The organism is Salegentibacter sp. (assembly GCF_041642575.1).
Taxonomy (GTDB): Bacteria; Bacteroidota; Bacteroidia; order Flavobacteriales; family Flavobacteriaceae; genus Salegentibacter.
Genome location: NZ_JBEPWD010000055.1, coordinates 1,678 through 15,317, shown reverse-complemented (window position 1 = coordinate 15,317; position 13,640 = coordinate 1,678). Strand labels below are relative to the sequence as shown.

Genomic DNA, 13,640 nt, shown 5'->3' with positions numbered 1-13,640 from the left:
AATATTAGAAAAATTTCTAATTATCGTCTGCCTCAATAGTATCTAAATCGGTGCTAAAATCTCCAGTGTCAGTTGGTTGGGAACGTTCCATAGTAGCTCCGCCTCGCTGCGGAGGCATCTCCCGAAGTACTTCAGCAGCCTGACTAAAGAAATCATCTATAGCTTCAGCCTGCTCTTCTCCTTCAGTCTGGTTGATTTCCTCAAGGTCTGATCTCAATTCGGTGATTTCATCTTCCAGGCCTTCATAATGGCGACGCTGTAAATCTGCCAGCGCATTCACTATAATATCACCGTCACGCTGAATTTCAGTTTCAGCCGAATTACCAGCCAGCTCTTCAAGTTCTTGATTGGTTTCTCCTTCAAGTTCCCAGCTTCTTTCCTGTACTGCTTCTGCGAGTTTTTGCATGGCTTCCTGCGGGAACTCTTCATTTTCTTCAACTTCCCTTTCAGGATATTCTTCATCGATATAATACAAATATTGGCCAACAGCATTTTCGGGGTAAGCAAGATCGCGATCATCTTCGGTTTCAAACGGGTCTATACTTTCTTCAACCTGTTCGTCCCGTTCCTCGAGACTGTCATCGGTACCATTATCATCGTCCATATAAGTAAACAGGAGGAAAATAATTAAAAGTACAGCAAGTATTCCCACAATCCAGGGCCATATTGGTTTTTTCTTTTCAACTTTTATTTCTGCCATTTTTTTGGTTTTTAGCGGTTAGTTGCCTTATAAAATTAGATAATTTCCGGAGAGAACCACTTCGAATACCTCATAAACTATTGTTAATGAGTGGTAAAATAACCTCTAGCAGGAATTGGAAATTTATTTTTGTCTTCGCGGCTTTAAAGCCAAAAATCGTTCAATGACCGACAAATCGGTTACCACACCTGTCGCCATTGAGATTACGAGATTTATTGAGGGAATCCCTCAAATTACTAAGTTTATACAGTTATAGCATTTGGAATTTTCAGTAAAGCCTTTGGTCCATTTATACTAAAGACATCAGGAATTAAAAGTAAAATTGCAATCGGTACAGGGTTTGGAAGACCGGACAAGGATATCGGAACTGCAAGGTCCTTTGAAGAAAGCAAACTTTCGGGAGTCTACAACGGATTACCAATGTGCTTAAATAATTACCACCCTGATTTCTCCTTATCTTGTAGAATTATTTTTCTGACTTTTCCTCGATTCCACTTTCTTCTTCCTCTACCACACTATTCCCAAATCGATCTTTCTTGAAATAATGAATTATTGAAGGAGCAGTGAGCCCATGAACAACAATTGAAATTAAGATGATATATGCAGTAATGGCATGTAATTCATTACTGTTATCAAACCCATCAAATTGAACATATGCCCACGAGAGGTAAAAAACTGAGCCAATTCCCTTGATCCCCAGGAAACTTATTGCCAGTTTGCTTTTTAAAGATTCTCTTACGCCTATAAGACCTATGATTCCGGCGATCGGCCTTATAATTAAAACAAAGGCAAAAGCAAACAACACCCCTTTCCAATCGGTTAATTCAAGCATTCCGTTCAATAGTGAACCTCCAAAAAGGATGATCCATACCACCAGCAATAAACGCTCGATTTCGTGTACAAAATCATGCATTTTTTTCTTATAATCCCCACTTATCTTTTCATAATATCTCAAGCTGAGACCGGCAAAGAATACGGCAAGAAAACCATATCCGTAGAGTAGCTCCGTAATTCCATAACTGAAAATGGTTAGTGACAGAGCCAGGAACCCATCAAAGGTTTTAATGTTTGTCCAGAGGTGCAGTCTGTCCAGTAGAATTCCAATAAATCTGCCTATGACTATGCCCATAATAGTTCCTATTACAATCTTAAGTAGGAATTTATCAAGAAACCAGTCACTAAAATCGAACATTGCCCATCCTCCGGCCTGGGCAACCAATACCGCCATATAGGTAAAAGGGAAAGCCATTCCGTCATTCAAACCGGCCTCTGCAGTTAAAGAAAATCTCACTCGCTCCTTAAATTGTTTTTCACGTTTGGGATCGTCCAGCTGGGTTTCTGCGGCTAAAACAGGATCGGTTGGTGCAAGAACAGCTGCCAGTAACAAAGAAGATGGAACACTTAATAATAAAAAATAATTCCCCAGAAGATATGCCGAAACCATACAGAGGGGCATGGTAACAAAAACCAGCAAGATTGGTCGTTTCCAGGTTTTTAGGGAATATTCTGTTCCTATCTTTAATCCGGCACCCATCAGAGAAATGATCACGATCATTTCTGAAAAGTACATCAGGTTTAAGTCGTTCCACAAAGGATCGGGCCAACTTAAGGGAATATCTATATAAAAAAGAGCAAAACCTATTAGCAACAGCAGAATTGGGGAGCTAACCTTAATCTTTTTAGATATCGAGGGGAGCCATGCCATAAGGAGGGTGGCTAACCCCAAACCTGTAAGAATAAGATAATGTTCTTTCATAGATAAATAAAAATACAGTTTTTTTGACTTAGAACTAATGCGCACTTACACTTTCACAAAAGACTAACAATTCAATAGAAATTAGGACTTTTAGACGCTATGCTGATTTCTCTCATGGTTTTATTGGCTCAATGATGTAACTTTAAATTTATAAATTAGAGAAAATGAAGATCGTTTTTGGTATAATTCTCTTTATTCATTCCCTAATTCACTTGCTGGGTTTTCTAAAGGCTTTTGGCATAGTGGAAATCAGGCAACTTCAGTTAGGAATTTCCAGACCTCTCGGATTTTTGTGGTTACTATGTGTCTTTCTTTTTCTTTACGTGCTTTTTTTATTCCTTCTGAATAGAGCCTGGTGGCCGTTCTTTGCCCTGGCTGCAGTAATAATTTCCCAAAGTCTAATTATTCTAGCCTGGCAGGATGCTAAGTTCGGGAGTATTATTAATCTCATAATCTTACTTGTAAGCATACCTGCTTTGGGTAGTTTTTATTTTCAGAAGAAAACGGAAAAAGAGGTGAAAGAATTGATTCAGCCCATTGAAGAGACCGGAGGTATTATAACAAAGGAAGATATAAAGGGACTTCCCGATATGGTGCAGAAATGGATGAAGAATTCCGGGGTAATTGGCAAACCAAGAGTTCATGTTGTGCGGCTCAAACAGGAAGGACGAATGAAGACAAAGCCCGAAGGAAATTGGATGCCATTCACGGCTCAACAATATTTTAATGTGAAAGATCCCGGATTTATCTGGACCACCAGAGTAGAATCCGGATTCCCAATCTATCTTGATGGTAGGGATAAACTTCTTTATGGCAAGGGAGAAATGCTCATTAAATTGCTTTCCCTGTTTCCGGTGGTGAATGAAAGGGATAATAGTAAAATTGATTCAGGCACTGCACAAAGATTTCTTGCGGAAATTTCCTGGTTTCCTTCCGCAGCTCTAAATGAGAATATCACCTGGGAAGAGCCTGAAGACAATCTTGTCAGGGCCAATTTGGACCTGTATGGTGATAAGGTTTCAGGGGTATTTAAATTTTCAGAACATGGTGAACTTATTTCTTTCGAAACCCAACGCTTCTATGGAGGGGATATAGATTCCAAAAAGGAAACCTGGATAATTGAAACGCTCAGTTTTAAAGAATTTTCAGGGTATAAAATCCCTAATAAATGCAAGCTTACCTGGAAGCTTCCCGACGGCGATTTTACCTGGCTCGAGCTGGAGGTCACCGAAATAGATTATAATATTGCAGAAGCCTTTAGATAGAAGGCAGCGCTGTCCTGACATTTATCATATAATTTCTGAGGTTAATCCGGTAAATTTGGGTTAAACCAATGCGCTTAAATTATGGAAACTTCTATTTTTCTTGCCAGGTTTTGGGGCTGGTACCTGCTCATCTTTTTCTTTATTCTTAGTTTGAATCCTCGAAGGATAAAGCAAATATTTGATGATCTCAAAGACCAGAAATTTTTAATTCTGGCTGCCTTTGCGGCTATAATCCTGGGGCTTCTGAATATTCTTTTTCACAATATATGGGAACCTGATTGGCGCTTTATAATTACCGGTCTGGGATGGATTTCTCTTTTTATTGGTCTGGGGCTTTTTGTTTTTCCCGATTCTACCACCCGCCGGCTCACCGCACTGAACATAAAATTTGTGCAGGTAATCTATATTCTACTTTTCCTCACCGGAATATATCTGTTGAATATGGGTTACCAGCTTGTAATGTATTAAACCTCTCATTATGGCAGTATTTATAAAGAAATTTAGCGAATTGTCCCTGAAGGATCTTCCCGAGGTAGGAGGAAAGAACGCCTCTTTGGGCGAAATGTTTAACGAACTTTCTTCGGAAGGAGTAATAGTCCCTGATGGTTTTGCTACGACTTCAGAGGCTTATTGGTCTTTTTTGAAAAAAAATGATCTGGATCAGAAGCTCGAAGACCTTATCTCAGATCTTAACAAAGAGAGTTTCAAAAACCTGTCTGAAGTTGGTGCGAAAGCGAGAGAATTTATAAAATCGGCTGAATTTTCCACCGAATTTTCCGAAGAGATAAACCGGGCTTATCAGGAACTGGGAAGTTCTGAAGATATTCCTGTTGCCGTAAGAAGCAGCGCAACCGCCGAAGATCTTCCTGAAGCCAGTTTTGCCGGCCAGCACGATACCTTTTTGAATATTACCGGAAAAGATGCGCTTTTAAATGCTGTGAAAAACTGTTTCGCTTCCCTTTATACAGATCGTGCGATAAAGTACCGGGAAGATCATGGTTTTAAGCATCATGATGTCGCGTTGTCAGTTGGAGTTCAAAAAATGGTGCGCTCAGACACGGGCTGTTCAGGAATTGGCTTTAGTCTGGAACCGGAATCTGGTTTCAGGAATCTAATTCATTTATCCGGAGTTTGGGGCCTGGGGGAAACCATAGTTCAGGGGCTGGTAAATCCCGATGAATTTGATGTGTTTAAACCTACCCTTAAAGAAAATAAAAACCCAATAGTTCAGAAAAAGTTGGGCCGAAAAGAACTCACCATGGTTTATTCTGAATCCAACGGACATTCCTCGACGGTAACTATGGATACCCCGGTAGAAAAGCAGGATTCTTACGTGCTAAGCGATGAAGAAGTGGTACAGCTTTCAAAGTGGATACTTGTTATTGAAGACCACTATTCCAAACCTATGGACGTGGAATGGGCCAAAGATGGGGAAACCGGACAGCTTTATATCACTCAGGCACGTCCCGAAACGGTACACAGGGAAGAAGGAGGCAGGTTTCACCTTCAGTATCATCTCCTGGAACATTCTGAAATGCTGGCAAGCGGAAATGCCATAGGTTCCAGTATCGCTGCAGGAATCGCCCGTCACCTTAAATCCCCATCTGAAAGCCATAAATTAAAGCCCGGTGATATTCTGGTGACTTCAACTACCAGCCCGGATTGGGATCCGCTACTGAAAAGATCAGCTGCAGTAGTTACCGATAGGGGTGGGCGTACCAGTCACGCCGCTATCGTAGCCCGTGAGCTTGGCGTCCCCGCAGTAGTAGGAACCAATAATGCTACAAAAAATATAAAAGATGGGCAGGAAATAACTGTTTCTTGTGAAGGCAAAACAGGTTTTGTCTATAAAGACAAATTGAAATTCGAAAAAACAGAAATAGACTTCGGAAAGATCAAGCTTCCCGATACCGAGGTGAAGTTTATCCTCTCTGATCCAGATAGAGCCTTTCAACTTTCATTCTATCCAAATAACGGGATAGGTTTGCTTCGAATGGAATTCATTATAACCCACCTTATCAAAGTTCATCCCATGGCGCTGGTAAAATTCGAAGAGATCAAAGACGCCGGGATAAAAAAAACTATAGAAGAACTCACCTGGCAATATAAGGATAAGAAAGATTATTTTGTGGATGAATTGTGCCGGGGTCTTGCGGTAATGGCTGCTGCTTTTTATCCGAAAGAGGTAATCGTTAGGATGAGCGATTTTAAAAGTAATGAATATGCAAATCTTATAGGAGGCAAACAGTTTGAACCCGAGGAAGAGAACCCAATGCTCGGTTTTCGGGGTGCTGCGAGATATTACCATCCTTTTTATAAAGACGGATTCGAATTGGAATGCAAGGCGATAAAAAAGCTAAGGGAAGAAATGGGACTTACCAATGTAAAGGTGATGATCCCATTTTGCAGAACCCTGGAGGAGGGCCGGAATGTAGTGGGCCTGATGAAAAAATTCGGTCTGGTTCAGGGGGAAAATGATCTCGAGATCTACATGATGGTAGAAATTCCCTCCAATGTGATTCTTGCTGAAGAATTCGCTCAAATTTTTGACGGCTTCTCTATTGGATCTAATGACCTTACCCAACTCACTCTTGGAGTAGACAGGGATTCTGAAGTGATGGCAGATATTTTTGATGAAAATAATGCCGCTGCAAAGAAAACGATCAGTACAGCGATAAAAAAAGCTAACAAAGCAGGTGTGAAAATAGGGCTCTGCGGGCAGGCTCCCAGCGATTTCCCCGAATATGCAGCATTTCTGGTCAGGGAAGGAATTAATAGTATCTCATTTAATCCCGATGCGCTATTGAAAGGGATAGAAAACATCAATAAAGCCGAAGGAAACTGAGTTTTAGGACCATTTAATCAAACCATGGTATAATGCGCACTCCAACATAGAGGAAATCACAGGAGGAGATTCTTTCAGAATTTTATTTACCCTATGATATATATTTTATAAGAACCATGATGCTGGCCTTTGCAGAGAGCTAGTGGCTATAGGGTTTAACCAAAATAGAGTTAGGGAAGATCCTTCTTTTTAATGAGGTCCCCAAAAACTATAGTTAGCGCTCAATAGCCCTGGCGAATTAGTCTTGTTTTAACCCAGATACATTCCACCATCGATAACCTGAATAGTGCCGGTCATGTATTTGCTCTCATCGCTGGCTAGAAAAAGTGCCAGTTCTCCAATTTCGCGGGATTCAGCATAACGACCAAATGGGATAGATTTTTCGAAATTTTCCTTGGTTTGATTAGGATTGTCAGGCGTAAACTGACCTTCGATGGAACGCATCATTCGATTGTCTACCGGGCCGGGGTGAATAGAGTTTACTCTGATCTTTCTATCGGCATATTCCAGGGCTGCACATCGCATGATCCCCAAAACACCATGTTTGGATGCCACATAAGCGCCTAGATTTGGAAAACCTTTTAATCCCGCAACCGAATTCGTGATGATTACACTGCCACCGTTTTCCATCCTAGGAATAACCTGCTGGCATCCTAACCAGACACCTTTTAGATTTACTGCTATTACCTGATCAAAAATTTCTTCAGGATATTCAGAAATTGGACTTGATTTTCCTTCAATTCCGGCATTTATAAAGAAAATATCGATCTTATTGAATTGATAAAGGCATTCTTCGAGATACTCCTTTGTATCTTCCGCTTTTGAAACATCTGCAGCGTACCAGGCGACTCTGTCGCTTTTCAAACTTTCCTCAGCCTTTTGAAGATTTTCTTCATCCAAATCGATTAAAAATACTTTGGCTCCTTCATCCAGGAATAACCTGGCGGTTTCTAAACCTATTCCGCCAGCTCCCCCTGTGATAAGTGCGACTTTGTTCTCTAGTCTTTTCATGATTTTTCTAATTTAAGATTAATGCCATGGTTTTGATACTACTCCATGTTTTCGCTGTTTGTTTCAGTTAATATCTTTATAGCTTCCTCATCACTAACGGGCCGAAAATCTTCGTAAAACTGTCCCACGGCGCTAAAATTATAAGGTGTCTCAAGGCAGATTACTTTACTGATCTCAGGTGTATTTTTTAATTTTTGAACAGAAGATGGAGGTGCTACGGGAATGGCTATTATAATTTCCCGTGGTTGCTGTTTGTGCGCCAGCATTACCGTACTTAAAAGTGTATTCCCGGTAGCGATCCCATCATCGGTTATTATCACAACCTTGTCTTTTAGATTAACCGGCTGGGAGTCCTTATGATATTCTTTATCCCTTTTGCGAAGTAATTCTCTGATATTTTCGGTTTCTGTATTGATATATTTTTCTGAAAACTGTTCATTGGGACTTAGGGTAATATCTTCTAAACTAACCGCCCCAATGGCATATTCCTTATTATAGGGATGACCTATCTTTTTTGAAAGTACTACATCCAGTGGCGCCTTCAGGTACTTAGCTAGGATTGAACCTATTGGAAGGCCACCTCTGGGAATGGCCAGTACTACCACAGGTTTGTCTTGATACCCGGCTAATTCCCGGCTTAACTGTTCTGCTGCATCTTTTCTATCGGTAAACATAACTATGGTTTTGATTGAAGATAAATTAAAACTGGCTCTGGTAAAATGATAAAAATCAAACTTATCTCAGTATGATTAAAATCATTATTTTTTTTGAATGAAATGGGTAATTTCAGAAAGAAATAAATAGCTGTATCATGGAAAATTTTAGAAAAAGACCGAAAGGAGAATTTATGATCCACGCTAATTGGGATCAGCTTTATTTGCTCACTAAACACTGGGTTTCTGATTTGAAATTTTTTAGAGATGACCTGAAATTTCTCAATAAGCTTATTGAGAAATATTTTATCTGGATAGATAATGATGAGAGTATAAAAGAGGTTTCCAGGTTGAGGTCAGAACTTCAGGCAATGCGCATCCGCTGCGAAGATCTCCTTAGTAAAACCGAAAAACATCGGGAACAACTTGGGGTAATGATTGAAAAAGACAGCGATGACTCCAGGATCTTCCGCCTCGAGCATGAACACCTGGAAGATGAGATCACCGATTTCGTCAAGGCATTCAGAAAAAACCGAGTGAAAACCTTTAAGATCACGGAATATATAAAAGATACCGAAGACCTTTCCGGAATTGAATAAGTCGGATTTAAGCAAAAAAAATCCTCAAACGAGGATTTTTTTCTTAACGAAACTCAAAGCGCGAATCCTTTCTAACCCGCTTTCTTCTTTTTGGAAGTAATGCTTTTTTAACCAGAGGTTCGGGCAAAGGGTTTTCAGGGTATGATTCCATTATTAACCTGGCCATGAGATAACAAACTGTAGATTCTGCACCCTGGTTCAGATTCACGTTTCCTTTTTCCAAACCATCCCCACAGCCTCCTGTTACCGGGTTATAAATAATTTGATTAAGGTGATTGTCACCTAAAAACCAATCAAAAGCTTTCTCCATCTTCACTTTGTAATCAGGCTTTTTAAAGTGCTGGTAAAAAAGGTCCAGGGCCTGTATGGTGTAGGCAACATCTATAGGCTGTTCTCCATATATTTCAGGCTCCGTATGTTTTTGATGCCAGCCTTGGTTGGAAATCACTTTGAATTCTCCGTTTTTGTACATTTTGGACAGCAGGAACTCAAAAGATTCCAGCGCTGCCTTTTTATACATCTCTTTTCCTGTTGTTGAATAAGCGAGCAACATAGCTTCCGGTAAGATACTGTTTGCGTAAGTGAGATATTCTTCAAACCATTCCCATTTTTTTTCAGCGATGAGATCATATTTGCTGATGAGATTTTGGGCTAGGTCTTCTATTGTATTTTTAAATTTCCGGTCTTCAAAATTTTCAAGGTAGAGGAACAGGCCTTTAATAGTAAAGGCAATCGCTCTTGGGGATAAAACACCAGAAATCGAGGGCCGGGCTTTTTCCATAGAGGCTTTTGCCCTTTTAACGTATTCTGGCGGAAGATTGTGGGCCTCACTAATCATTGAACCTAAAGCCCAGATTGCCCGGGCATTTGAATCTTCCAGGTTAACATAATCGTTTTTTATATGCACCTTGTTATGCTCATCTATATAGTTTACAAATTTGCCGTTTTTGGTCTGGCATCTTTCAATAAAGGATAGATAGAGATCGATATAATATAGGTTTTCCTTCAATCTGAATTTACTGTAATGCATGAGAACAACGATTAGTGCTCTCGCGTTATCATCCAGCGTGTACCCTGAATCAAGGTCAGGGATGCTTATTTTGGCAAATTGTATAATTCCCTGCTCGGTGGTAAGCCGTTTCAGATGGTCCAGTTTAATTTTTGGTCTGGAAAATTTAAGCGGCTCATCCCTGTCTAAAACCCTCTGGTACGCTCTGGCTTGCTGAATAGCAATATTATCCCAAATACTGGAGTTGGTTTTGGAATAGGCCTGGACTGCCATGAATTCCCGTAATTTTTTATCTGAAAGTAATTTTATGGCAGCTTCTGATAGTTGTTTGTGATCTCCGATATCAATAAGAATCCCGAGTTCGTTATTAAGAATCTCTTTGGTGTGCGGATTGGTAGTGGCAATTATGGGGCAGGCACAACTCATCGCGTAGGAAAAAGTTCCGCTTACTGCCTGGTTTGGGTCTTTTGAAGTGAACAGGTAAACATCTGTGGCCTGTAAAAATTCCAATAGCTGATCCAACTCAAAATAGGAATCATAGAATTTGACATGATCTGATAAATTTAGTTGCTCAACCAGGTTTTGTAAAAACCTCCTGTAATCATCCCTGTTATTTTTAATATTGCCCGGATGCGTTTTTCCTATGATCAGGTATAGAACTTCAGGGTGATGTTCTACGATCTCTGGTAAAGCATATAATGCTGTTTCTATACTCTTTCCCGCTCCTAACAAACCAAAGGTTGACATGAGAAGCCTACCCTGAAAGCCATATTTCTCTTTGACTTTCTCTGGAAATTTCCATGCTACCATATGGGTGCCATGCTGAATAATCTCCAGTTTTGATTCAGGCACTTTATAGTCTTCCTTGAGCATCTTTGCCGATTGATGTGTCATCACGAAAATGAGTTCAGAGAATTCCACCAGTTTTTGGACAACAGTTTTTAATTCGGGGTTGGGAGCGGGGAGAACGGTATGGAAAGTGGTCACCACCGGCTTATTTATTATTTTTAAAAATTCAAATAAATAACTGCCGTATTCTCCGCCAAAAAGTCCGAATTCATGCTGAATGTGGATCATTTTAACCTCAGGATCCCTGTTTATCTCCTGGGCGATACGAATATATTCTTGTTTCTTTTCCGGATTAAAATGATAGGGGAAGCCGGGTTTTTGGCCTTTCACAATTTCCAGAGCTTCACATTGAAAGCTTTTTCTGAATTTACGCTCAATAGCTTGCATGGTATCGGTTGTATAAGTTGCTATTCCGCAGGTTGTGGGCGGAAAAGTTGACATACATAAGATCTTGGAGGGTCTGTCTGCATTTTTCATTCTGATTCCTGTTTTAATTCATTGAGTAAATCTTTTAATTTAACCGATGCCACGGCTATACAATCATCTCCCGCCCCGTAATAGATATACAAATCTTCACCAAAAATCGCGGTGCCAGTTGGAAAGACAACATTGTCTACCACGCCCTTTTTTTCGTATTCTTCTGAAGGAGAAAACAGGGGCGTTTTCAATTTTGAGATTAGTTTACCTGGATTCTCCAGGTCAAGCAAAGCGGCCGAAGCGTGATATACCAATCCTTTTACGGTGGTTTCTACAGCATGATAAATAAGTAACCATCCATCTTTCGTTTCAATTGGCGGGCAACCTGCACCTACGTGGCTGCATTCATAATGATATTGTGGCCGCAATACAATATGGTCGCGAAGGTTTCTAATATAATCCCGCCAGAAAGCCCTGCTTAGATCTTCCTTTTCCTCGAAATAAAAGATTTGTATCGAAGGCCAGAGACGGTGGAGGACTGCGAATTTTCCGTTTATTTTCTTCGGAAAGAACATCAAATTTTTGTCCCATACATAGATCTTTCCCTTCATTAGTTCGTTCAGCTTATATCGCACGAACAGCTCATAGAAAAGCAAGTGTTTTTCGCTTATTTTTTCGAAATTTTCCCGGATGAGCTCCGAGTATTCCTCATAATTGAACACAGGAGTGAGTATGCCTTGTCTTGTAAAATTATTTAGGTCTTCCGAAGTGGCATAAGCACCAAAAACATTGATGCCGTCATAGGCCGAATAGGTGAGATAATAAGTGTTTTCTATTTTAGTGATCCGGGGATCTTCGGTCCCCTGAAATTCATAAGTTTCTGTGGGAAAAAAGATAGGGGAGGTGTTTCTTTTTACTACTTCCAACGGACCTTCGAGACGGCAATAACCCAAACTGGAATAATTGCCCATACGCACGGCCCGGTAGAAAATATGCACGGAATTATCTTCTTTTATTACCGCAGGATTAAAAACCCCTTCATTTTCAAAGTTGTGTGGGGTCTTCTCGAGGATCACTCCATGTTTTATTACTTCCGGCGGCATTTTTAAGCAGATTTCATTTCCAATAAAGATGAGGAAATATGGCCTCTAAAGCTATGATATTTATCAAGTTATAGGTTTCTGTCGGCACTAATGTTTTGTTAAAAAAGCTTAGACATTTTAAATTGTTTTATAGCTGATACAGGTCATATTAAAAATGGAAGATTGGAGGTAAATTAGAGTAATTATTAAAACAACTACTATGCATATCAATATACAATTTGTGAAGATTAAAAACAGCGATGCTTTAGCTGAATTTATTAACGAACAACTTGAAAAATTACAGAATAAATATGAATGGCTTATCCGCGCTGAAGTTTTTATCAAATGGGAAAGCCAGGCTATCGGGAAGGATAAGATCTGTGAAATAGAACTTAGTGCGCCGGGACCCCGAATTTTTGCTGAAGCAAGGGCAGACAATTTTGAATTAGCCGTGAAAAATACTGTCGCCGAACTTGAGCAACAACTAAAAAAACGAAAGGCAGTTTTTCAGAGTTATTAGTTAGTTTTGGTGTTAATTTTTGAACCCGGCGAAAGCCGGGTTTTTTCTTTTATGTCTGGAACAAAACATCTGAATATTCCCAAATCTTGTAGATAAACAGGAAAAGAAAACCTACCGCCACCAGGAACTCCATGAAAGTAGAGGCCAGCAGACCTATAAAAGACCCAAAAGCCGCCCTCACTGCCGATCTGGAATCAGATTTATTAATGATCTCTCCTATAAAAGCTCCCACGAAAGCCCCAATGATGATTCCGAAGGGGATAGGAGCAAAGATCCCTATTACCAGGCCAATAGTGGCGCCCCACATCCCGGTTTTACTTCCTCCATATCTTTTAGTGCCCATAGCAGGAATTACCAGCTGAAGTACATAAATAAGTATAGCAATAGCCAGGGTGACTCCCAGAAAAAGATAGTTTACAGGCACTGATGGTGCGAGATACAAGAGTAAAAGGCCTGCCCAGCTTACCGGAACTCCCGGCAATACCGGAAGAAAACTGCCCAGAATCCCGGTAATTATTAAAATTCCTCCCAGAATAACGAAGAGTAAATCCATTGTGTTCTATGCTATTTTTAAGGGAAGTTACAAATTAAAAAGCTACAGCAAATAAAATTTTAAACTAAAACATTAGGTAAAACTAAATATTTAGTTTTATATTAGCATCAGGAAATTTGAAAAATGGAATCCCCGTAGGTTTTCCCGATTTTTTATCGGGGCAGAAATGATGAAAATGTATAATTAGATTTCCGCCGAAGTTTATCCCGATTTTTCATCGGGGCGGAAATGACGATGTGAAAATAAAACAGTAGAATTAGATTTCCGCCTTCGCGGAAATGACAAATCATTAATATGAAACAACTCACTAAAGCAGAAGAAGAGATCATGCAAATACTCTGGAAATTGGAAAAAGCCAATGTCGCTTCCATAATAGAGGAA

Annotated in this window: 15 protein-coding genes; 7 read left to right on the top strand and 8 right to left on the bottom strand. The window is 40.0% G+C overall.

The window, feature by feature from the left end; translation table 11 throughout:
* Window positions 1-16 precede the first annotated feature (16 nt).
* Window positions 17-700 carry a hypothetical protein gene (locus ACESK1_RS09175; RefSeq protein WP_372919889.1) on the bottom strand — a complete coding sequence of 228 codons (684 nt, stop codon included), beginning with the start codon at window positions 698-700 and terminating at the stop codon, window positions 17-19.
* A 163-nt stretch (window positions 701-863) separates the two neighbouring features.
* Here ACESK1_RS09175 and ACESK1_RS09170 point away from each other — a divergent pair, with 163 nt between their 5' ends.
* Window positions 864-956, top strand: coding sequence for an LrgB family protein (locus ACESK1_RS09170; protein ID WP_372919888.1), 93 nt, complete (start codon window positions 864-866; stop codon window positions 954-956).
* On the top strand, window positions 953-1,240 hold the full coding sequence (locus tag ACESK1_RS09165) for an LrgB family protein (RefSeq protein WP_372919890.1): 288 nt from the start codon (window positions 953-955) through the stop codon (window positions 1,238-1,240). Before ACESK1_RS09170 ends, ACESK1_RS09165 begins: the two co-directional genes overlap by 4 nt.
* On the opposite strand, the gene ACESK1_RS09160 is transcribed toward ACESK1_RS09165, so the two are convergent.
* Window positions 1,167-2,456: a cation:proton antiporter gene (locus ACESK1_RS09160; RefSeq protein ID WP_372919887.1), complete on the bottom strand. Its 1,290-nt coding sequence runs from the start codon at window positions 2,454-2,456 to the stop codon at window positions 1,167-1,169. The genes ACESK1_RS09165 and ACESK1_RS09160 overlap by 74 nt on opposite strands.
* A gap of 164 nt (window positions 2,457-2,620) precedes the next feature.
* On the opposite strand from ACESK1_RS09160, the gene ACESK1_RS09155 reads away from it, so the two are divergent.
* The 3 genes from ACESK1_RS09155 to ppsA all read left to right on the top strand — a co-directional run bounded on the left by ACESK1_RS09155 (window position 2,621) and on the right by ppsA (window position 6,566).
* The gene (locus tag ACESK1_RS09155) at window positions 2,621-3,721 is read left to right on the top strand and encodes a DUF6544 family protein (protein ID WP_372919886.1); all 1,101 of its coding nucleotides are present in this window, start codon (window positions 2,621-2,623) and stop codon (window positions 3,719-3,721) included.
* 81 nt (window positions 3,722-3,802) lie between these two features.
* Entirely contained in the window at window positions 3,803-4,189 is a 387-nt protein-coding gene (locus ACESK1_RS09150) for a hypothetical protein (protein WP_372919885.1), read from the top strand.
* Between the two features lie 10 nt (window positions 4,190-4,199).
* Window positions 4,200-6,566, top strand: coding sequence for a phosphoenolpyruvate synthase (gene ppsA, locus ACESK1_RS09145; RefSeq protein ID WP_372919884.1), 2,367 nt, complete (start codon window positions 4,200-4,202; stop codon window positions 6,564-6,566).
* A 249-nt stretch (window positions 6,567-6,815) separates the two neighbouring features.
* On the opposite strand, the gene ACESK1_RS09140 is transcribed toward ppsA, so the two are convergent.
* A complete protein-coding gene (locus tag ACESK1_RS09140; RefSeq protein ID WP_372919883.1) occupies window positions 6,816-7,577 on the bottom strand; it encodes an SDR family NAD(P)-dependent oxidoreductase in 762 nt (253 codons plus the stop codon).
* 38 nt (window positions 7,578-7,615) lie between these two features.
* Window positions 7,616-8,251, bottom strand: a complete 636-nt coding sequence (locus tag ACESK1_RS09135) for a phosphoribosyltransferase (RefSeq protein WP_372919882.1) — start codon at window positions 8,249-8,251, stop codon at window positions 7,616-7,618.
* A gap of 137 nt (window positions 8,252-8,388) precedes the next feature.
* Between ACESK1_RS09135 and ACESK1_RS09130 the strand changes: the two genes are divergently transcribed.
* Window positions 8,389-8,829, top strand: a complete 441-nt coding sequence (locus tag ACESK1_RS09130) for a hypothetical protein (protein WP_372919881.1) — start codon at window positions 8,389-8,391, stop codon at window positions 8,827-8,829.
* A 43-nt stretch (window positions 8,830-8,872) separates the two neighbouring features.
* Here ACESK1_RS09130 and ACESK1_RS09125 read toward each other — a convergent pair whose 3' ends face one another.
* Window positions 8,873-11,164 carry a glycosyltransferase gene (locus ACESK1_RS09125; protein WP_372919880.1) on the bottom strand — a complete coding sequence of 764 codons (2,292 nt, stop codon included), beginning with the start codon at window positions 11,162-11,164 and terminating at the stop codon, window positions 8,873-8,875.
* Entirely contained in the window at window positions 11,161-12,207 is a 1,047-nt protein-coding gene (locus ACESK1_RS09120) for a pesticidal protein Cry7Aa (RefSeq protein ID WP_372919879.1), read from the bottom strand. Before ACESK1_RS09120 ends, ACESK1_RS09125 begins: the two co-directional genes overlap by 4 nt.
* Before the next feature lie 199 nt (window positions 12,208-12,406).
* Between ACESK1_RS09120 and hpf the strand changes: the two genes are divergently transcribed.
* The gene (gene hpf / locus ACESK1_RS09115) at window positions 12,407-12,706 is read left to right on the top strand and encodes a ribosome hibernation-promoting factor, HPF/YfiA family (protein ID WP_372919878.1); all 300 of its coding nucleotides are present in this window, start codon (window positions 12,407-12,409) and stop codon (window positions 12,704-12,706) included.
* 49 nt (window positions 12,707-12,755) lie between these two features.
* Here the strand turns inward: hpf and ACESK1_RS09110 are convergent, their stop codons facing one another.
* Both ACESK1_RS09110 and ACESK1_RS09105 read right to left on the bottom strand, forming a co-directional pair.
* The gene (locus tag ACESK1_RS09110) at window positions 12,756-13,259 is read right to left on the bottom strand and encodes a DUF456 domain-containing protein (protein ID WP_372919877.1); all 504 of its coding nucleotides are present in this window, start codon (window positions 13,257-13,259) and stop codon (window positions 12,756-12,758) included.
* A 201-nt stretch (window positions 13,260-13,460) separates the two neighbouring features.
* On the bottom strand, window positions 13,461-13,640 hold a 180-nt coding region (locus ACESK1_RS09105), incomplete at its 5' end, for a hypothetical protein (protein ID WP_372919876.1).